The organism is Paraburkholderia rhynchosiae, from assembly GCF_002879865.1.
Classification (GTDB): domain Bacteria; phylum Pseudomonadota; class Gammaproteobacteria; order Burkholderiales; family Burkholderiaceae; genus Paraburkholderia; species Paraburkholderia rhynchosiae.
In genome coordinates this window covers 62,806-81,702 of record NZ_PNXY01000008.1, presented here as the reverse complement: position 1 = coordinate 81,702, position 18,897 = coordinate 62,806, and the positions used below count along the sequence as shown (strand labels likewise).

General features: G+C 63.2%; 18 protein-coding genes. 5 read left to right on the top strand and 13 right to left on the bottom strand.

All coding sequences use genetic code 11. The annotated features are described in order from the left end of the window. The first annotated feature begins 17 nt into the window (after positions 1-17). From C0Z16_RS13490 to C0Z16_RS13480, 3 genes are all read left to right on the top strand, one after another. Positions 18-1,625 (top strand): carboxyl transferase domain-containing protein, encoded by a 1,608-nt coding sequence (locus C0Z16_RS13490; protein WP_102632659.1) that lies wholly within the window; start codon positions 18-20, stop codon positions 1,623-1,625. A gap of 28 nt (positions 1,626-1,653) precedes the next feature. Further along, complete coding sequence (locus C0Z16_RS13485; RefSeq protein ID WP_102632658.1) at positions 1,654-2,439, top strand: enoyl-CoA hydratase/isomerase family protein; 786 nt, start codon at positions 1,654-1,656, stop codon at positions 2,437-2,439. An 83-nt stretch (positions 2,440-2,522) separates the two neighbouring features. Beyond that, positions 2,523-4,562, top strand: coding sequence for an acetyl/propionyl/methylcrotonyl-CoA carboxylase subunit alpha (locus tag C0Z16_RS13480; RefSeq protein ID WP_102632657.1), 2,040 nt, complete (start codon positions 2,523-2,525; stop codon positions 4,560-4,562). 48 nt (positions 4,563-4,610) lie between these two features. On the opposite strand, the gene C0Z16_RS13475 is transcribed toward C0Z16_RS13480, so the two are convergent. The 5 genes from C0Z16_RS13475 to C0Z16_RS13455 all read right to left on the bottom strand — a co-directional run bounded on the left by C0Z16_RS13475 (position 4,611) and on the right by C0Z16_RS13455 (position 8,314). Continuing rightward, complete coding sequence (locus C0Z16_RS13475) at positions 4,611-5,402, bottom strand: phosphate/phosphite/phosphonate ABC transporter substrate-binding protein (protein ID WP_102632656.1); 792 nt, start codon at positions 5,400-5,402, stop codon at positions 4,611-4,613. A gap of 30 nt (positions 5,403-5,432) precedes the next feature. Next, complete coding sequence (locus C0Z16_RS13470; protein WP_102632655.1) at positions 5,433-5,711, bottom strand: DUF1488 family protein; 279 nt, start codon at positions 5,709-5,711, stop codon at positions 5,433-5,435. A gap of 207 nt (positions 5,712-5,918) precedes the next feature. Next, positions 5,919-6,602, bottom strand: coding sequence for a phosphoglycolate phosphatase (gene gph, locus C0Z16_RS13465; RefSeq protein WP_407070670.1), 684 nt, complete (start codon positions 6,600-6,602; stop codon positions 5,919-5,921). 38 nt (positions 6,603-6,640) lie between these two features. Continuing rightward, on the bottom strand, positions 6,641-7,411 hold the full coding sequence (locus tag C0Z16_RS13460) for an HAD family hydrolase (RefSeq protein WP_102632653.1): 771 nt from the start codon (positions 7,409-7,411) through the stop codon (positions 6,641-6,643). A 123-nt stretch (positions 7,412-7,534) separates the two neighbouring features. Further along, complete coding sequence (locus C0Z16_RS13455) at positions 7,535-8,314, bottom strand: MotA/TolQ/ExbB proton channel family protein (protein ID WP_102632652.1); 780 nt, start codon at positions 8,312-8,314, stop codon at positions 7,535-7,537. A 240-nt stretch (positions 8,315-8,554) separates the two neighbouring features. Here C0Z16_RS13455 and C0Z16_RS13450 point away from each other — a divergent pair, with 240 nt between their 5' ends. Continuing rightward, on the top strand, positions 8,555-9,724 hold the full coding sequence (locus C0Z16_RS13450) for a YVTN family beta-propeller repeat protein (RefSeq protein ID WP_102632651.1): 1,170 nt from the start codon (positions 8,555-8,557) through the stop codon (positions 9,722-9,724). Between the two features lie 65 nt (positions 9,725-9,789). On the opposite strand, the gene C0Z16_RS13445 is transcribed toward C0Z16_RS13450, so the two are convergent. Then, a complete protein-coding gene (locus C0Z16_RS13445) occupies positions 9,790-12,138 on the bottom strand; it encodes a TonB-dependent receptor (protein WP_102632650.1) in 2,349 nt (782 codons plus the stop codon). A gap of 209 nt (positions 12,139-12,347) precedes the next feature. Here C0Z16_RS13445 and C0Z16_RS13440 point away from each other — a divergent pair, with 209 nt between their 5' ends. After that, positions 12,348-13,370, top strand: coding sequence for a histidine kinase (locus C0Z16_RS13440; protein WP_102632649.1), 1,023 nt, complete (start codon positions 12,348-12,350; stop codon positions 13,368-13,370). Here C0Z16_RS13440 and C0Z16_RS13435 read toward each other — a convergent pair. Genes C0Z16_RS13435 through C0Z16_RS13405 form a run of 7 tightly spaced genes read right to left on the bottom strand, consistent with a single transcriptional unit; the run spans position 13,340 to position 18,821 of the window. Beyond that, a complete protein-coding gene (locus tag C0Z16_RS13435; RefSeq protein WP_102632648.1) occupies positions 13,340-14,002 on the bottom strand; it encodes a response regulator in 663 nt (220 codons plus the stop codon). The two genes, C0Z16_RS13440 and C0Z16_RS13435, sit on opposite strands and share 31 nt — an antisense overlap. Positions 14,003-14,004: 2 nt before the next feature. After that, positions 14,005-15,225 (bottom strand): pyrroloquinoline quinone biosynthesis protein PqqE, encoded by a 1,221-nt coding sequence (gene pqqE / locus C0Z16_RS13430; RefSeq protein WP_102632647.1) that lies wholly within the window; start codon positions 15,223-15,225, stop codon positions 14,005-14,007. Positions 15,226-15,229: 4 nt separating this feature from the next. Then, complete coding sequence (pqqD, locus tag C0Z16_RS13425; protein ID WP_102632646.1) at positions 15,230-15,496, bottom strand: pyrroloquinoline quinone biosynthesis peptide chaperone PqqD; 267 nt, start codon at positions 15,494-15,496, stop codon at positions 15,230-15,232. Beyond that, complete coding sequence (gene pqqC, locus C0Z16_RS13420; protein ID WP_102632645.1) at positions 15,493-16,245, bottom strand: pyrroloquinoline-quinone synthase PqqC; 753 nt, start codon at positions 16,243-16,245, stop codon at positions 15,493-15,495. Before pqqC ends, pqqD begins: the two co-directional genes overlap by 4 nt. 43 nt (positions 16,246-16,288) lie before the next feature. Beyond that, positions 16,289-17,209 carry a pyrroloquinoline quinone biosynthesis protein PqqB gene (gene pqqB, locus C0Z16_RS13415; protein ID WP_102632644.1) on the bottom strand — a complete coding sequence of 307 codons (921 nt, stop codon included), beginning with the start codon at positions 17,207-17,209 and terminating at the stop codon, positions 16,289-16,291. Then, positions 17,206-18,258 (bottom strand): alpha/beta fold hydrolase, encoded by a 1,053-nt coding sequence (locus tag C0Z16_RS13410; protein WP_102632643.1) that lies wholly within the window; start codon positions 18,256-18,258, stop codon positions 17,206-17,208. The genes pqqB and C0Z16_RS13410 overlap by 4 nt, the downstream gene beginning before the upstream one ends. After that, complete coding sequence (locus tag C0Z16_RS13405; RefSeq protein WP_102632642.1) at positions 18,255-18,821, bottom strand: cytochrome b; 567 nt, start codon at positions 18,819-18,821, stop codon at positions 18,255-18,257. Before C0Z16_RS13405 ends, C0Z16_RS13410 begins: the two co-directional genes overlap by 4 nt. Between the last annotated feature and the right edge of the window lie 76 nt (positions 18,822-18,897).

Here is an 18,897-nt window from a genome sequence, read left to right as displayed (position 1 = left end):
ACAGGAGAAGCCACGCAATGCCGATCATCGAATCAAAGCTCAATCCGCGCTCCGACGACTTCCGCGCCAATGCAGCGGCGCTCGAAGCGCTGGTTACCGATCTTCGCATGAAGGTCGAGAAGCTCGCGCTGGGCGGCGGGCAGGCGGCGCGCGAGAAGCATACGGGCCGCGGCAAATTGCTGCCGCGCGAGCGCATCGAGAAGCTGCTCGATCCGGGCACACCGTTCCTCGAGTTCTCGCAACTCGCGGCGTACGGCATGTACAACGACGACGCACCGGGCGCGGGCGTGATCACCGGTATTGGCCGGATCGCGAGCCAGGAGTGCGTGATCGTCTGCAACGATGCGACGGTCAAGGGCGGCACCTATTATCCGATCACCGTGAAAAAGCACGTGCGCGCGCAGGAAATCGCCGCGGAAAACCGCTTGCCATGCGTGTATCTGGTCGACTCGGGCGGCGCCAACTTGCCGAATCAGGACGACGTATTCCCCGACCGTGACCACTTCGGCCGCATCTTCTACAACCAGGCGAATCTGTCCGCGGCGGGCATTCCGCAGATCGCCGTCGTGATGGGTTCGTGCACCGCGGGCGGCGCGTATGTGCCGGCCATGAGCGATGAATCGATCATAGTGAAGAATCAGGGGACGATTTTTCTCGGCGGCCCGCCGCTCGTGAAAGCCGCAACCGGCGAAGTGGTCAGCGCGGAAGACCTCGGCGGCGGCGACGTGCATACGCGTCTGTCCGGCGTGGTCGATCATCTCGCGCAGAACGATGCGCATGCGCTCGCGATTGCCCGCAGCATCGTCGGCAACCTGAATCGCACGAAGCATGTGCCGGTCATGTTGCAGGAGCCGAAGCCACCGCGTTACGACGTGAAGAGCATGTACGGCGTGATTCCTGTGGATACCAGGAAGCCCTTCGATATCCGCGAGGTGATTGCGCGTATCGTCGATGACTCGGCGTTCGACGAATTCAAGGCGCGCTACGGCACCACGCTTGTGTGCGGCTTCGCGCATATCTGGGGACATCCGGTCGGCATCATTGCCAACAACGGCATTCTGTTTTCGGAGTCCGCGTTGAAGGGCACGCACTTCATCGAACTGTGCTGCCAGCGCAAGATTCCGCTCGTGTTTCTGCAGAACATCACGGGCTTCATGGTGGGCCGCAAATACGAAAACGAAGGCATTGCGCGCAACGGCGCAAAAATGGTGACGGCAGTCGCGACGGCGAAGGTGCCGAAGTTCACGGTGATCATCGGCGGCTCGTTCGGTGCGGGCAATTACGGCATGTGCGGCCGTGCATTTTCGCCGCGTTTTCTGTGGATGTGGCCGAACGCGCGGATCTCGGTGATGGGCGGCGAACAGGCCGCGTCGGTGCTGGCCACGGTCAGGCGCGACGGTATCGAAGGCAGGGGCGGTTCATGGAGCGTCGAGGAAGAAGAGGTCTTCAAACAGCCGATTCGCGAGCAATACGAACATCAGGGCCATCCGTACTATGCAAGCGCGCGTCTGTGGGACGACGGCGTGATCGATCCGGCGCAAACACGCGACGTGCTCGGTCTCGGTTTGTCGGCCGCGATGAATGCGCCGATCGAAGACACGCGTTTCGGCGTGTTCCGGATGTGAGCGCGCGCGACACATGGGAGCCGCCACGATGCAATACCAAACACTGAACGTTGAAATCGCAGGGTACGTCGCCACGGTCACGCTGAATCGCCCGGAGGTGCGCAATGCGTTCAACGAAACGATGATCGCCGACATCACCGCGGCCTTCACAGCGCTGAACACACGCGACGACGTGCGCGCGGTCGTGCTCGCCGCGAATGGCAAGTCCTTTTGCGCGGGCGCCGATCTGAACTGGATGAAGAAGATGGCCGCCTACTCGGACGACGAGAACCGCGCCGACGCGATGTTGCTCGCGAACATGCTGTCGTCCATCTATCGCTGCAACAAGCCGGTGATCGCACGCGTAAGCGGCGACGCATACGCGGGCGGCATGGGCCTGATCTCGGCATGCGACATCGTGGTGGCGGTGGAAAGCGCACGCTTCTGTCTCTCCGAGGCGCGTCTGGGTCTGATCCCGGCGACCATCGCGCCATATGTGATTCGCGCGTTGGGTGAGCAGGCGTCGCGCCGCTATTTCGTAACCGCCGAACAATTCGACTGCGCGACCGCGCTACGCCTTGGGCTCGTCAGTGAAGCGGTCAGCGCGGAGCAACTGGACGCCACCGTGCAGCAGATCGCGCAAACGCTCTGCGCAAATGGTCCGCAAGCGGTGCGCGCCTGCAAGCAGCTCGTGCAGGACGTCGCAGGCCGCGAGTTGAACGATGCGTTGATCGAAGACACGGCCGCGCGCATTGCGCATACGCGAGCCGGAGCGGAAGGCCGCGAAGGCGTCGCATCGTTCCTCGAAAAACGTACGGCGGCCTGGCGCAACTGAAATAGCTGAACGCGCGGCTTGCGCATTACTTTTCGAGGCACCCAGGCCTTTATCAGAAGAATATCCCGAGATCGAGACAACTCATGTTCAACAAGATCCTGATTGCCAACCGGGGCGAAATTGCGTGCCGCGTCGCCGCCACCTGCAAGCGGCTCGGCATCGCGAGCGTGGCCGTCTATTCCGATGCGGATGCCAACGCAAAGCATGTGAGCGCGTGCGATGAAGCCGTGCATATCGGCGGCTCGACCGCGGCGGAAAGCTATCTGCGCGTGGAGCGCATTATCGAAGCCGCGCGTGCAACCGGCGCACAGGCAGTGCATCCCGGCTATGGTTTCTTGTCGGAGAACGAGGACTTTGCGCATGCGTGCGAAGCCGCGGGCATCGTATTCATCGGACCGCCGGTCGAAGCGATCGCAGCGATGGGCTCGAAAGCCGCCGCGAAGGCGTTGATGCATGCGGCGGCCGTGCCGCTCGTGCCCGGTTATCACGGCGACGATCAGAACACCGAACTATTGCATCATGAAGCCGATGCGATCGGCTATCCGGTTCTGCTGAAGGCGAGCGCGGGCGGCGGCGGCAAGGGCATGCGTGTGGTCGAGCGCAGCGAAGACTTTCCGGCGGCGCTGGCGTCATGCAAGCGCGAAGCGGCGAGCAGCTTCGGCAACGATCGCGTGCTGATCGAAAAGTATCTGACGCGGCCGCGTCACGTGGAAGTGCAGGTTTTCGCGGATCGTCACGGCGGCGCGGTTTATCTGTTCGACCGCGATTGCTCGGTGCAGCGCCGTCACCAGAAGGTGTTGGAAGAAGCGCCCGCGCCGGGATTGTCCGCGGAAATCAAGCGCGAAATGGGCGAGGCGGCAGTCGCCGCGGCGCGCGCGGTGAACTATGTCGGCGCGGGCACGGTCGAGTTCATCATGACGGCAACGGGCGAGTTCTACTTCATGGAGATGAACACGCGCCTGCAAGTCGAGCATCCCGTCACGGAGATGATTACAGGCCAGGACCTGGTGGAATGGCAACTGCGCGTGGCCGCCGACGAACCGCTGCCGCTCACGCAGGAGCAGCTAAAGATCGACGGCCACGCGATCGAGGCGAGAATCTATGCCGAACATCCGGCGCGCGGCTTCTTGCCGTCGACGGGGACGCTGAAGCATTTGCGCATGCCTGAGGGCGTGGAATTCGTTATCGATGCCGCTGGCCTCGGCGAGCCTGGCCGCAAGGCGCCGGTGCGGATCGACAGCGGCGTGCGTGAAGGCGACACCATCACGCCGTTCTACGACCCGATGATCGCGAAGCTAATCGTGCACGGCGCCACGCGCGAAGAAGCGCTCGCGCGAATGAGCCGCGCGCTGCACGCGTGCGAGGTGGTCGGCCCGCATACCAACGTCGAGTTTCTGCAACGCATTGTCGCGAGCGAGCCGTTTGCGACGGGCGACCTCGACACTGGCCTGATCGAGCGGCATCACGATGCGTTATTCGCGCCGGTGAAGCAGCCGTTCAAGGAAGCGCTCGCGCTTGCGTGCGCCGCGCTGCTCACGCGCGAGGGCGGTACCGCGCACGGCGCATCGCCGTGGGATGCGTTATCGCACTGGCGTCTGAACGGCGGCTATACGCAGACGCTCGGCTGGCTCACTATTCACAACAGCGGGGAAAAAGACAGCGTATTCATGGTCACGTTCGCGCGTGACGGCGGCACGCAAACGCTCGAACACGACGGCGTGCGCGAGCAGTTCACGTGGTCGAATGGCTCCGGCTTGCATGAATACCGGGCGACGATAGGCGATGCGCGCGCCACGGGCCGCGTGTTTGTCGACGGCGATACGTTTCATGTGTTTTGCCTCGGTCATGCGCTTGCGTTCGAGTGGCAAAACCTGCTCGCGCATGCCGCCGATGCCGAGGGCGGCGAAGGCCGTCTGACCGCGCCGATGCCCGGCAAGGTGATCGCGGTGCTGGTCGAACCGGGCACGGTGGTGGAGAAGGGTACGCCGCTGATCGTGATGGAAGCAATGAAGATGGAGCACACCATCGGCGCGCCGGCAGCAGGCACGGTAACCGAAGTGCTGTATGCGGTTGGCGATCAGGTCGCCGACGGAGCGCAGCTTCTGGTGCTGGACGTGCAATAGGCACGGGCGGCACGAGCTTTCCGGCTTCGCAAAAACATCAGCAATGCCTTAGCCGAGCCGCGTATAGCCGACTGCGCGCGCCTCGCTTTCCAGTTGCGCGATGCGGTCGTAATCGTCGAGCGGTAATGCGGAAAAGCCCTGCAAACGCAGGCGTTTTGCGCGCTCCGGACGCAGTGCGAGTGCTTCGTTCAGCGCCTCGCGCAAGGCTTCGACGGTTGCAGCGGGCACTGTGTCCGATGCAATCAAAGGCAAGCCCGGTGACGCCGCTGTCATGCCGATGCGGCGAACTCGCCGCGCCAGTTCCGGTATTTCATCGCAGACAAAAGCGAACGTCACGCAATCTATCGCGGCGACGTCCGCGCGATTGTCTGCCACCGCCTGCAACGATCCCAGATGCGAACCGGTGCGCACGACAGCGCGAAAAAACGCGCCCTCCTGCGAGTGCGGCGCGACCGCGTGGCGAAGCGCGTTCATGCCGCTATTCGAATCGTCCTGATTGTAGGCGGCGCGTGCGCCGCGGCACGACGCGAGCGTGTCGAACGGTGCATCCGCACGCGTGACCAGCACGCTGGCGTAATGTGCGCCTTCGCAGCCGGGCGCGTCGAAGCGCGGCGTCGCGATCAACTGCACCTGTTCGCGCAAGCCGTGCATCAACGGATAGCCGCACGTTTGCGAAATGAGCAGATTGGGACGCCGCCAGAAGCCGTGCAATTCTTCGTCCGGCTCGACGATGCGGCACGCCGGCTTCACCATGCGCAGCACGTCAGCGAGCCACTCGCGCCATTCGAATTCGAGCGAAGGTGTGACGTTGTACATCGGCAGCGCGGCGATCCAGGTCATGACGCGATTCTTGCATAGTTATTTGCAGACTCAGTGTCTGATCATACGGAACTCGTCGACGCCGAGCCGCACCGCTTCGGTCGGCCTGAATGTCCATTTTCGCGCCGCCACCGTCAGGATTTCGAGTTGCGCGTCTTCGAACGCGGCGAGCAAATCCGTTTTGCGCGCACTTGCCGCTCCGCAATAGGCGATTAGCGCGTCGGCGCTGACTTCGAAAATCTGCGCGCGATCATCGCAGTACACCCTGAACGCGACCGTTGCGCACTCGGTGACACAGGGCCGGAATCCTTCATCCACATAGACCGACATGGCGACCTCCTTTCGCGCGCGCGCCTGAGTTGTCAGTATGACCAGGGCAAAGCGCTCCGGTATGTGGGAGAGCTAGCATTCGCGATGAAATGGGCCATCCGTGTTGGCGTGCCCAGTGGCCTGACGCGGTGTGTTCTGGGCGCAATCTTTTGTAATCGGCGCGATTTTTCGGCCTGGTATTCGGTCGTTCGCGCAGCAATGGGGCTTCTACGAGACGCGCAATTTATCATCACGGGCCGCGAGCAGTGCCGGCATTTCGCCAAGCGAATCGATCAGCGCATCGCATTGCAATGCCGCTGCGCCGTCCGGTCCGCCATAGCCATAACTCACGATAAACACCGGGAGGCCCGCCGCTTTTGCTGCCGTGACATCGACCGGCGAATCACCAACCAGCACGCTGCATTCCGCATCCACGCCGAGCAATCGGCAAGCGTGCCATAGCGGTTCGGGAGCAGGCTTCATGCTGTCGATCGAATCCCCTGCGACCAGCACGTCCAGATAACTGGCAAGCCCTGTCATAAGCAGCAGCGGCGCGGCCAGCGCTTCGGGTTTGTTGGTGACGCACGCAAGCCGGTATCCGAGCCGTCGCAACTCGGCGAGACCCGTGACCACGTACGGAAAGACGTGACCGATGCAACCATTTGTCTCTTCATAGTGTCGATGAAACACCGCCAACGCTTCGCTCACATCGACTCGCCGATCCAACTCGGCTGCTTCGAGCGTGCGGCGAACGAGGTTGGGCACGCCCTTGCCGATAAAGCCGCTGACCGTGCCGAACGGCAATGGCGGCGCACCGAACTCGGCGAGCATGCGGCTGGCCGCTTCGACGATATCCGGCGCGGTATGAATCATCGTACCGTCGAGGTCGATCAGCACGGCTCGTGTTTGCATTTGCGGTTGCATTTGCGCTGCAAAAGATGGCTGCTTGCTCATACGGCTGCTGTCTCATTCAGCGCATTGCGATGCCAGCGACGCAACGTGGCCAGATCCACCCACGCGGGTTGTTGATCCGCATCAGTCGAAGGGATCGGCGTATGCGGATCGCCGAGATGAGGCAGCACGGCCAACGCGCCTTCAAAGCGATCCTGCGACGAATACGCGGTCGGCGTCACGACAGTCGGCACGAACGCCGCTCGTGCCGCGCGCAGACCATTGACGGAGTCTTCGAATGCAACGCAGTCTGCGCCTTTCAGGCCGAGTTGCCGAAGCACGTCGAGATAGACATCGGGTGAGGGCTTCTTTGCCTGGGTCGTGCCCGCGTCGCAGATGGCGGCAAAGCGGTTACGCCAGTCAGGGCCGAAGGGCGCTTGCAGCAATGCGTCGAGATTCGCGGGCGTGGTGGTCGTCGCGATCGCCACCGGAATCGACGCTGCTTCGGCTTCCGAGATCAGGCGCGCGATGCCGGGCCGCAAGGGCAAACCGCCGTCGCGCACGCGCGCAGCGTAATGACGGGTTTTGATCGCGTGCACCGCGTCTATCACGCTGCTTACACTCGAGCCCTCAGCTTCTTCCGGATCAGCGATGCGCCAGTAATGCAGCAGACGCTCCTTGCCGCCCGCCACTTTCAGAAGATGCGTGTAGAGCGCCTCGTCCCAGTACCAGTCGAGGCCCGCCTCCGCGAAAGCCGCATTGAATGCGTGCAGATGCGCGGTTTCCGTATCGGCAAGTGTGCCGTCGACATCGAAGATCAGGGCTTGCATGGGCCGGTCCTCTCCATGTTATGCGGAGCCGGCGTATTGCTCGCCGCCGCCTACGCAGTCACGATAGCGGAGCGGAAGGCCGATTTGAATTCAGACATTCTTTGAATGCCGATAAGACATCGTTTAAGGGTTCTCCGCGGGCATGTGCTGCTCGAACGGCGCACTGGTGGAGCGACTCGCTATGCCTTCATGCGACGGCAGTTGCAAACCCGTCACGAAGTACGCATGCAGCCCGTGCGCGAAACGCCTGAGCCGCGTCACGATCGACTTGTTCGCGCGGGTCAGGCCGTTGTATCCAAGCACCGCCGGTATGGCGACGAAGAGGCCGAACGCTGTCATGATCAGCGATTCGCCGACCGGTCCGGCAACATGATCGATGGATGTCTGGCCCGTCTCGCCGATCATGACGAGCGCATGGTAAATACCCCACACGGTGCCGAAGAGCCCGACGAACGGCGCGGTGCTGCCGATCGACGCCAGCACCGCGAGGCCGCTTTGCATGTGAGCGATGGTGTCGTCCATCGTGTTCTGTAGACGGCGGGTGATCAAGTCCGATACGTCGATGCGGTCTTGCAGATGCGGCCTGGTTTGCCGATGGTGATCCGCGGCCTCGGCGGCGGCCATCGCAAGCGCGAGAAGCGGATTGTCGCGCAGAGCCGCAGCGGATTGCTGTCCACTTAAGCTCTCAAGGCTACCCAGGCCTATCAGTCCGTCTTCGAAGCTAGCCGCTTGCCAGAACCGCGCATCGGTCCGGGCGGTCACACGCTTGATCCGCATGACGTTCCAGCACTTGACGACGATGACCGTCCACGACAGGATCGACATGATAAAAAGGGCGCACAGAATCGAGCGCGTGACGAAATCGCCGGTCTGCCAGACATTGGCGAGACCATAGTGTTGCATGATGGTTTCCTTTCAGTCGCTCCGGCGTGGATGGCTCGTGGATGGCCATAAGCGCGGCATTGTCGAGCCTGCGTTCATTGTCCGCCGGCGAGCAGCATTTTAGAACGGGCGCCAGGCTCACGGCGTCAATTCGGGAAAATCTCCCGCCCGGTGTCCGTTGTCAAACGATCCCTCAATGGACTACTTTGCTTGAATGACGCGAACTTTCGCGGCGCAGCGCTTTCACCACGGAGTACAACAATGCTGGAGACACGCTTTCGTATCGCAAGACGGGGACGTTCCATCGCTTTAGCTGCAACCATGGCCGCCGTGCTGGCCGCGCTCGTTGCGAGCACGGCCCACGCGGCCGCACCACTGGCCTACGTGACTAGCGAGAAGGCCGGCGTCGGCGTGATCGATCTCGATCAGATGACACTGACCAGGACATATCCCGTCGGCGCGGACGGCCCGCGCGGCCTGAGCCTCAATACGGACGGCTCGCGGTTGCTGGTGGCCAACAAGAACACCGCCGACCTCGCGGTGATCGATACCGCTTCAGGGCAGGTCGTGCAGCGCGTGAAGATCGGCAAGAATCCCGAATTTGTGCGCGTGCACAACGGCTACGCTTACGTCACTTATGAGCCGGGCGAAGAGGGCGGCCCACCCGCGGCGAACGGGCAACCTGAGAAGCAGCCAGAGAAGCAGGCAGAGAAGCAGTCCGAGAAGCAGTCCGAGAAGCAGGCCAACGGCAAGCCCACCAAACCGCACGCCGACGATGATGACGACGCCAACAAGCCGCCTGCGGAAATCGCGATCGTCGATATGAAAACGTGGCGCGTGGTGCGCTCAGTGACGAGCGGGCACGAAACCGAAGGCATCGAATTTTCACGCGACGGCAAAACCATGCTCGTCACTAATGAAGGCGACGATACCGTCTCCCTCTATCACGTGCGCACGGGCGCGCCGCTCAAAACCGTGAAGCTCGCGGCGGGCGGGCGTCCGCGCGGCATCCGCTTGTCGCCCGATGGCAAGGAGTATGTCGTCACGCTCGAGTCGCTGAGCAAGCTCGTCGTGATCGATGCACGCACGCTCAAGGTGATCAAGACCGTCGATACGAAGCTCGGTCCATATGGCGTGGCTTACGGTCCCGACGGCCAAAGGCTCTTCGTGGCGGCGGCCCGCGACAAAACGGTCCAGGTGTTCGATGGCCATACCTACGAGCATCTCACCGACGTCCCGGTCGGACAACGTTGCTGGCACTTCAGCTTTACGCCGGATGGCGCGAAGCTACTGGTGGCATGCGGACGCTCTGACGCGGTCTACGTGCTCGACGCGCACAGCTATCAGCCCATCACGCAGATCGGCCAACTGCCGCTAGCTTGGGGCATCGTCACTTATCCCCATAGCGACGGTTCGATCGAGTCGCACTAAGTTGTCCATCACGCGCGAGGCGATGATGCGTCGATCACGCGTCATCGCCTCGCGCATCCGTCACGCTATTTCCATGCGTAGCGCAAGCCGACCCAGAAGCCGCGCGGCGCGCCCGGCCCGACGAACTGTTCGTTGCTCGGGTTGGCGCCGTCGAACGTATGGTTCGGGCCGTTGAAGAAGTTCTCTCCGAGGGTGCCGAAGCTCGCGTAGCGTTTGTCCAGCAGATTTGTGACGTTCGCGAACACCTGCAGCTGTTTGGTCACCTGATAGGACGTATCCAGATCGAGCAGCAGATAGCCGGCGATCTTGCCGTTCACGTCCTGGTTGTTTTCATCGCCCTGTGCATAGATGCCACCACGCCACGTCAGGTTCGCGCCGACCTTCCACTTCGCCGTGGCCGCGTAATCGAGTTGTAGCTTGACGGTGTTCGCCGGAATGCCGGGAAGATGATCGCCCGGCTTCACGCTGATGTTGCCGTTTGCGTCTGCGCTCGAGTTGCTCGGACGGCTTTCGGCCCAGCCCGACCGGTAGGTTGCGTCGATATAGCTGTAGCTCGCCGTCACTGCGACTGGACCCAACTGGCTGTGCCCGGACAGCTCAAGCCCTTGCCGGCGCGTGCGGCCGACGTTCTGAAAGAAGCCCTGGTTGCTCGCCGCGCCATTGCTGCTGATGAACTCGATGTCGTTGATCAACGTCGTTCTGTAGGCGGCGGCGCTCCAGGTCGTCGCCTGGCCGATCCTTCCGCGCGCGCCGATTTCGAAGGTCTTCGAGATCACCGGTTGCAACGACGGGTCCGACACGAAGTCGTTTGGCAGCGAACACGGCGCGGCCGGATCGGCACACGCAAGTTCGATCGCGGTCGGCGAGCGCATGCCTTCGTTGTATGTTGCATAGGCCGTGAATGCGGACGTTGGATTCCAGTTGATACCGACAGCCGGATTGAAGCGCGAAAACGTATGGTGGCCGTTCAGTTGCGGCTGCACGCCGCTCTCGTCGCCGATCGTCGCGTCCGCCCAGTTGTAGCGCCCCGCCAGCGTGAGCGACCATTGCTTCGTCAGCGACAGCGTGTCCTGCAGATAGATACCGTAGTTGCCGTTATGCGTCTTCGCCGCGGTTTGCTGCGTGAAATCGCCGATGCCGACCGTCGCGCGCGAATCGGTGAAAACGGCATCCTGCGACGATTCGGTGTAGCGCGAATTGGCGATATCCGCCGACACACCCGCCACGAACTGGTTTTCCATGCCGCCGAGCTTGCCGAGCAGCGTGAGTTGCAGGCTCGCGCCATAGCTGTCGGTCGAGACGACAGACTTCTCGTTGGTCGCCTGCGTCGTGTCGATGCCGCCGCCGTCATCCACCGAGCCGAAGTTCGGATTGGCGTTGCTGCTCACATTGCTATTGCGAAAATGCCGGTAGTACGCATTGCCGCTCAGTTCGACGTTATCGCTGAAGTAGTGTTCGCCCGACAGCGTCACGTAACCCGCGCTGTTCAGGTTCTGGTCGGGATAGGTGTAGGGCTGTTTGGGATTGCCGAGAAACGAACGTGGAATGGTCTGCGTGCCGTGCAGATCGTTGTCCGCGCCGCCCGCCGACAGCGACAGCGTGGTGTCGGCATCGGTATAACGCAGCTTGCCGAAAATCTGCCGGACGCGGCTCGCATTCTGCTCCGCCCAGCCGTTGTCGTTCGCTACGTTGCCGGTCACGTAGTAGTCCACGTTCTGTCCGATGGTGCCGCCCTGTTCGATCTGCGCGGTCTTGCGGCCCCACGAGCCCAACGCGAGTTCGGCCTCGCCGCCGGGGCTCGTCTTGCCGTTTTTTGTCGTGATCGCAAGGGCGCCGCCGAGCGTATTCAGGCCATACGTCGGATTGGAACCGGGAATCAGCTGGATCGTGTCGATTGCCTGCTGCGGCAGCACATCCCAGTTCACCACGTCGCCGAACGGCTCGTTCACGCGCACGCCGTCGACGAACACGGAAATGCCCTGCGGCGTGCCGAGCAGCGGCGACGCAGTGAAGCCGCGATAATTGACGTTCATCTGATACGGATTGCCCTGTGCATCGGCGATATCCACGCTCGGCAGATTCTTCGCGAAGTAATCGGTGAGCGTGCTGCGATGTTGCTGTTCGATGTCTTGCGCGCGAACGGTCTGCACGTTGGCCGGCACTTGCGCGAGCGGTGTGCCGATGCCGAGAAGCGGCGTAGTGCCGACAACGACAACGGGCGTGAGTGTGGTCTCCGCAGTGGCCGCGGCGGTGTCCGCGACTTCCGCGGACGACGCCGCCACAGAAGGCTCGGCCTGCGCCCACGCACTGACCGACATACTCGCGAGCGCGCTGCCAAAACCCAACGTAATGCTTGCTCGCTGCCGGAAACGGCGTCCATGACTCGCGCGGCGCGCGCGGGATGACATGCTCATTATTGTGTCTCCTGCCGGATCGAAGCTACGACGCTCTTGATTAACGCAGCCGCTCTGCGGCGTACGTAGCGCTTTTTTTCGTGGTGTGCAAAGCTTCGCATGCGCGAGCTCGCGAAAGCTCGGGAGCTTTTCCCGAAATCGCGAGGAAGCGTTCCCAAACCCGTTGCAACCATTTCGTGTCCGACTGGCCTGAGTAGAATGCAAACGTGATGTCGAGCGATTCCCCGAACCCTTCTTCAACGCACCGCGATCCGCCGCATTCGACGGTTCCGCGCGACCTTGCGTGGGTGCTTGCATTGACCTTGCTCGCTGCCGTGTTCAGCACGGCGTTCGATGTGAGCGAGCGCGCCTATCGCTGGACCCGAGGTCTCGAACGCTTCCAGCTCGACGAATTGCCGGGCACGCTATGCGTGTTGTCCATGGGTCTTGCGTGGTTCGCGTGGCGCCGTTATCGCGAGACGCGTCGCGAGCTTGCGTACCGCCGCGCGCTCGAGGAACAGGCCGAACGTCTGCTCGCCGACAACCGGCGTCTCGCCAACCAGGCGTTGCAGGCGCAGGAGCTCGAGCGCCGCCATCTCGCGCGCGAACTGCACGATGAACTTGGCCAGTACCTGAACGCGATTTCGCTCGACGCAGCGCGCATCCGCGATCTGTCCGTCGAGCATGAGCCGGAGATTCATCGCGTGTCGCTCGGTCTGATGCAGAGCGCAAGTCATGTCTACCGACAGATCGGCGGCATGATCCGGCGCTTGCGGCCCATCGGCCTGGACGAGTTCGGTTTGCCGAGCGCGCTCGAACATTGCGTCGACGGTTGGCGCGAGCGGCTACCCGACGCGTCATTCTCGTTGACGATAGAAGGCGATTTCACGGGCCTTAGCGATACGCTCACCATCACGCTGTACCGGCTCGTGCAGGAAGGGCTCACGAACGTCTCGAAGTTTGCGAGCAAGTCACGCGTGGAGGTGTTCATGGTGCGCGCGCCGCGGGAGGCGCATCGCGACAGGCGAAGCGAACAGCACGACGAGCTCATCGACGAAATCGTTGTAACGATGGTCGATGATGGTCCCGGTGTCGATCTCGATGCACCGCGCGACGGCCTTGGTTTGATCGGCATGCGCGAGCGCGTCGAGGCGCTCGGCGGGGAGTTTCATATGGCGAGCAAGCCCGAAGGCGGCTTTCTGTTCTGCGCGCGCGTGCCCGCTCACGCGGGGCTGGCCGAACCGGTAAACTGAAGCCCGAGACGGCTCGCCATTTGCGCGAGCTGCACGCCGTTGTCGGCGCCGAATTTCTGCCGGATCACCGACTGATGATTGGCCACCGTCTTCTGGCTGAGTCCCAGTTTTTCGGCGATGCTCGGCAGCGTATAGCCCTGCACGAGCAGACGCAGCACCTCGAATTCGCGCGCGGATAACTGCCGTCCAGGCGGGCCTTCGCTGAACGCATTGCGCAGCGCGAGCGCCTGCGAGATGTCGGGGCTCAGATAGCTCGCGCGCCGCGCGATCGTGCGAACCGCTTCGACCAGCACATCGGGCGCGCTGGCCTTGGTCACATAGCCTAGCGCGCCGGCGTCGAGCGCGCGGCGCACGAAGATCGCTTCCTCGTGCACACTGAAAATCAGCACGCGCGCGTCGGGCTCGCGTGCGAGCATGCGCCGCATTGCCTCGATGCCGCTCGCGCCGGGTAACGAGACGTCCATCACGACCACATCGGGTCGCAGCGCGCAGAAGCGCTGATAGGCCTGTGCGGCGTCGGCTGCCTCGCCGCACACATGCACGTCGGCGTTCAGTTCGAGCAGGCGCCGATAGCCTTCGCGCACCACCGCGTGATCGTCGACGAGCAACACTGAGATGTCCGCCGCGGCCATGCTCAACCTCCCTGTCCACGGCCGCGCTCATGCGGCGGCTCGTCCGACGAACACGCGGCCACCAGCTTGCGGGAATTGGCGTCGTTACGAAACACGATGGGCTGCTCGCGCGGCTCGTTTGCGGTAGCCGTCTCGCGCGCTAACTTCACGACGTTCACCACCTTTTCATGCGACGGCGACTTGTCGCACACCGGATCTGCATTGGCTGCATCGCCGGTGAGCAGATACGCCTGGCAGCGGCAGCCGCCCAGGTCGCGTTCCTTCTCGTCGCAACTGCGGCACGGCTCTTTCATCCAGCCGAAGCCGCGAAAGCGATTGAACGCGTCGCTCTCGTACCAGATCTCGCGCAGCGGCGTCTCTTTCACGTTCGGCAACACGAGTCCGGGCAGACTGCGCGCGGCGTGACAGGGCAGCGCCGCGCCGTCCGGCGCCACGCCGAGAAACACTGCGCCCCAGCCGTTCATGCAGCGCTTCGGCCGCCGCTCGAAATAGTCGGGTACCACGAAGAAAATCTTGCAGCGATCACCCTGCGTGCGGCGATAACGCTCGACCACCGCTTCCGCTTCTTCCAGCTGTTCGGGTGTCGGCATGAGCTGCGCCTGATTGTGATGTGCCCAGCCGTAGTACTGCGTGTTCGCGAGCTCCAGGTATTCGGCGCCCATCGCCAGCGCCATCTCGATGATCTTGTCGACGTGCGGCAGGTTATAGCGATGCAGCACACAATTCAGCACCATCGGAAAACCATGCCGTTTGATCGACGCGGCGACCCGCTGCTTCAGATCGAAGGTGCGCGTGCTGCTCAGAAAGTCGTTGAGTTCCTGCGTCGAATCCTGGAACGACAACTGAATGTGATCGAGGCCGGCGGCCTTCAGGTCGCCGAGGCGCTTGTCGGTGAGACCGACGCCCGAGGTGATCAGATTCGTGTAGAAACCAAGCCGCCGCGCTTCTTCGACGAGCACTTCGAGGTCGTCGCGCACCAGCGGTTCGCCGCCCGAAAAACCGAGTTGCGCGGCGCCGAGCGCGCGCGCGTCGCGCAGCACGCCGAGCCATTGTTCGGTGCTGAGTTCGCGGCTGTGATCGGTGTAGTCGACCGGGTTGTAGCAGAACGCGCAATGCAGCGGACAGCGATACGTCAACTCCGCGAGCAGCCAGAGGGGCGGCGCCACGCCGGTTGGGGCGGCTTGTGACTGCACATCGGCAGCGGGTTGCGAGAGGTCGGTCATTGCGCTACTCCAGCCATCCACGTGAACGCGCGTCGGTTACGAACGCCCGCACTTCGGGAGCGAGCCCGGTGGTGCTGAACGCCTGTTCCAGATCGGCGATCAGCGCGTCCATATCGCGCGTGCCGTCGCAACGTTTGAGAATCTCCGCCGCGCTCTGATTGAGCTTCACCATCCCCTCGGGATAGAGCAGCACGTGAGCGTTCTGCGCGGGTTCCCATTGCAGGCGAAACAGCTTGTTGAGCGCGGGACGATCGGCGGTGGTGTCGTTCATTGCGGAAAAGCCTTTTCGATCGAATCCAGCATGGTCCACAGAATGTCGAGCTTGAATTGCAGGATGTCGAGCGCGCGTTCCTGCTGGTCGCGCCGCGTGAAATAGTCAAGCGTGACTTCGAGTCCATGCTGCACGTCGCGCTGCGCGAGCGTGATGCGTGAGCGGAAATACGCGAGACCCGAAGCTTCGATCCACGGATAGTGTTCCGGCCAGCTCGCGAGCCGGTCTCGATGCACCTGCGGCGCAAACATTTCCGTCAGCGACGAACACACCGATTCCTGCCACGGCGCGCGGCGCGCGAAGTTCACATAGGCGTCGACGGCGAAGCGCACGCCGGGCGTCACGTGCTTGAGCGACCACAATTCGTCGCGCGACAGGCCGACCGCGTCGGCAAGCCGCGCCCATGTTTCGATGCCGCCTTCCTCGTCGCCGTAGCCGTCGTGATCGAGAATGCGCAGCACCCAGCGGCGGCGCGTCTCGCGATCCGGACAATTCGACATGACGGCCGCGTCTTTCAGCGGAATGTTGATCTGATAGTAGAAGCGGTTCGCGACCCAGCCGCGAATCTGCTCGCGCGAGCAACCGCCGCTATTCATCTTCACATTGAACGGATGATGAATGTGGTACGCGGTGCCCTTTGCACGCAACTGGGCTTCGAATTCCTCGCGGGTCCAGGCGGGTTCGCTGCTACGTTCGCCGGTTTGCGCATCGTGCCGCGGCGCTGTCCCCAAGGTGTCTTTCGCGTTCATGCCGTCTCCGGTTCGTGCCTCACGAGTGCTTCCTGGCCGCGCTTCATAGTTCGAAGCTCATGCCGTCGTACGCAACTTCAATGCCGTGCTCCGTGAGGATGCGGCGTTCCGGGCCGTCCTCGACAAGAACCGGATTCGTATTGTTGATGTGGATGAGCACCTTGCGCTTGTTCTGTTCACCAAGCGAATCCAGTACCTCGATCATGCCACCAGGGCCGGACTGTTGCAGATGACCCATATCCGCCGCGGTTTTCTTCGAGAGGCCGAGGCGGATCATTTCATCGCCGGTCCACACGGTGCCGTCGACGAGCAGCAGATCCGCCCCGCGCATTGCGTCTAGCACATGTGTTTCGATCGCGCCGAGACCCGGCGCGTAGAACACGCGCTTGCCGGTCTGCCGGTTCGTGAAGACGAGCCCGATGTTGTCGCCGCGCTCGGGTGCGTTGCGATGCGGCGAGTAGGGCGGCGCTTTGCTCGACAGCGGCAGCGCGTCGATCTGCACGCCCGGCAGCGCCTTAACCGCAAGTGGTGCGCCGTCGAGCGCGATGCGACGATGCTCGACGCCGCAGTAATGTGAGAGCATCGGCGCGATCGGGAAGCCGCTCGTCAGGTCTTGCCAGACCGCGTCGGTCGCGTAGAGCGGCAGCGGCGTGTCGCGCTCGCGCAGCATCAGGAGGCCCGTCACGTGATCGATCTGCGCGTCGATGACGAGCACCGCCGCAATGCCGCTATCGCGCACGCGGCGGGCCGGTTGCAGTTCGGGATTCGCGGCAATCTGCGCGAGCAGATCGGGCGACGCATTGACGAGCAGCCAATCCTCGCCATTCGCGCTGACTGCAATCGACGATTGCGTGCGGCGCGTCGCCTTCAACGTGCCGCGCCGCACGCCGTCGCAATTGCGGCAATTGCAGTTCCATTGCGGAAAGCCGCCGCCCGCCGATGAGCCGAGAACCTTGATCTTCATGCCGCGTGGCGCAGCGTGCGCCCCTCGTGAGTAGGTGGAAGGAACATCGTTGCGAGCGCGTGGGCCGTGCGTTCGTGCAAGGCCGGATCGCTTGCCAGATGGCCGGCACGCACACATTCGACGTGCGCGGTGGGCACGGCGCGCGCGAGCCGCCACAGATTGTCGGGCGGGCAAACCGGATCGCGTGAGCCGTGCACCGCGGCAAGCGGCACGCCGGCCGCGGCGGCGCGGTGAGCGAGCGACAGCAATTGCGTCTCTCCGAGCCAGCAGCGATGAACCAGATAATGCGCCTGAATGCGGTACTTGCCGACCAGCTTGCGGCTGTCTTTTCGCGAGTCTCTGGCGGGCACGCGCTTGCGTCGGGCCGAGGCACTGGCGAGCACCGCGTTTTCATAGCCGCGCCATGCGAGCGCGATTGTCTGCTGTCGCGTGTCGCCGGCGCCGCCGCGTTGCAGCTGGGCATGACAGCGCGCGAGCAGGTCGGCGGGCCGCTCGCAACGCGCTGCGGCGCAGAGCTTCGCCCATGCGCCCGGCGCACGCTTGCGCGACGCGACGAACAAGCCGCGAACCTCGCGCATCGAAGTGAGAAAGAGGCCACGTAGCACCACGCCCGTCACCGATTGCGGATGCCGTCCCGCATACGCGAGCGCGAGCGCCGCGCCCCACGAGCCGCCGAGCACGCCCCAGCGTTCGACGCCGAGCCGCATCCGCACCGCTTCGATGTCTTCGATCAGCCGATCCGTGCGGTTGCGGCGCACGCTGCCGCCCGGCGTCGAGCGTCCGGTGCCGCGCTGGTCGATCAGCACGATTCTGAAGCGCGTCAAGTCGAAGAGCCGCGTTGCGTCCGGCTGACTGCCGCTGCCCGGACCGCCGTGCAGTACAACGACCGGCACGCCGTCCGCGGCTCCGGCAACGGCGAACGACACCCGCTGACCGTCGCGCGTGCGCAATGCGTCGAGCGTCAGCGGCGCTTGCGACGAGCCGTGCTGTGAACGTGGCCGCGTGTACGAGTGTGCGCATGAGCGCGTGTATGAGCCGGGCCGCTTCATGGCAGCATCCTCGCGAGCAGATTGTCGCGATCGATCCACTGATGCTTGAGCGCGCCCGCCACATGCAACACGATCAGCACGATCAGCGCATAGGCGATGGCCTCGTGAATGCCGAAGAACAGCCCGCGCAAGCCCGCATCGTCCCAGCCCCATTTCGGCAGCGGAATGCCCCAGAAGCGTGTTCCGTAACGATTGAACGACGAGCCCAGATAGCCCGACAAGGGCATTGCCACCATTGCTACGTATAAAAGGCCCTGCGTAGTGCGCGCGGCGGCGCGTTGCCACGGTCGCATCGGCGGCAAGGGCGGCCGATGAAAGGCCACACGCGCCATGATGCGGAGAAGCACCAGCAGGAAAACCGTTAGTCCGATGGACTTGTGAAGGTTAAGCAGCGTCGCCTTGACCGGCAAGCCTTTCGGCAGTCCGACCATATAGAGCCCCAGCGCGAGCAAGCCGATGATGCCGAAGGCGATCAGCCAATGCAGCGCGATCAACGAGCCGGCATAGCGCGGCGCGGGTGCGTCGGCGCCAGGCTGCGCGGAAGAAGAATGCGCGATCGTCATGTCTGCCTCCCTCGTTATCCGGTGTCTGTGTCGGACACTGTTTTGACCAGCTATCCGACAGCCCGTTTGACTGCAT

Excerpts from the sequence above, each read along its gene's own strand:
- C0Z16_RS13490 (WP_102632659.1), top strand. The coding sequence starts at position 18 with ATGCCGATCATCGAATCAAAGCTCAATCCGCGCTCCGACGACTTCCGC.
- C0Z16_RS13485 (WP_102632658.1), top strand. The coding sequence starts at position 1,654 with ATGCAATACCAAACACTGAACGTTGAAATCGCAGGGTACGTCGCCACG.
- C0Z16_RS13480 (WP_102632657.1), top strand. The coding sequence starts at position 2,523 with ATGTTCAACAAGATCCTGATTGCCAACCGGGGCGAAATTGCGTGCCGC.
- C0Z16_RS13475 (WP_102632656.1), bottom strand. The coding sequence starts at position 5,402 with ATGACCTGGATCGCCGCGCTGCCGATGTACAACGTCACACCTTCGCTC.
- C0Z16_RS13470 (WP_102632655.1), bottom strand. The coding sequence starts at position 5,711 with ATGTCGGTCTATGTGGATGAAGGATTCCGGCCCTGTGTCACCGAGTGC.
- gph (WP_407070670.1), bottom strand. The coding sequence starts at position 6,602 with ATGCAAACACGAGCCGTGCTGATCGACCTCGACGGTACGATGATTCAT.
- C0Z16_RS13460 (WP_102632653.1), bottom strand. The coding sequence starts at position 7,411 with ATGCAAGCCCTGATCTTCGATGTCGACGGCACACTTGCCGATACGGAA.
- C0Z16_RS13455 (WP_102632652.1), bottom strand. The coding sequence starts at position 8,314 with ATGCAACACTATGGTCTCGCCAATGTCTGGCAGACCGGCGATTTCGTC.
- C0Z16_RS13450 (WP_102632651.1), top strand. The coding sequence starts at position 8,555 with ATGCTGGAGACACGCTTTCGTATCGCAAGACGGGGACGTTCCATCGCT.
- C0Z16_RS13445 (WP_102632650.1), bottom strand. The coding sequence starts at position 12,138 with ATGAGCATGTCATCCCGCGCGCGCCGCGCGAGTCATGGACGCCGTTTC.
- C0Z16_RS13440 (WP_102632649.1), top strand. The coding sequence starts at position 12,348 with ATGTCGAGCGATTCCCCGAACCCTTCTTCAACGCACCGCGATCCGCCG.
- C0Z16_RS13435 (WP_102632648.1), bottom strand. The coding sequence starts at position 14,002 with ATGGCCGCGGCGGACATCTCAGTGTTGCTCGTCGACGATCACGCGGTG.
- pqqE (WP_102632647.1), bottom strand. The coding sequence starts at position 15,225 with ATGACCGACCTCTCGCAACCCGCTGCCGATGTGCAGTCACAAGCCGCC.
- pqqD (WP_102632646.1), bottom strand. The coding sequence starts at position 15,496 with ATGAACGACACCACCGCCGATCGTCCCGCGCTCAACAAGCTGTTTCGC.
- pqqC (WP_102632645.1), bottom strand. The coding sequence starts at position 16,245 with ATGAACGCGAAAGACACCTTGGGGACAGCGCCGCGGCACGATGCGCAA.
- pqqB (WP_102632644.1), bottom strand. The coding sequence starts at position 17,209 with ATGAAGATCAAGGTTCTCGGCTCATCGGCGGGCGGCGGCTTTCCGCAA.
- C0Z16_RS13410 (WP_102632643.1), bottom strand. The coding sequence starts at position 18,258 with ATGAAGCGGCCCGGCTCATACACGCGCTCATGCGCACACTCGTACACG.
- C0Z16_RS13405 (WP_102632642.1), bottom strand. The coding sequence starts at position 18,821 with ATGACGATCGCGCATTCTTCTTCCGCGCAGCCTGGCGCCGACGCACCC.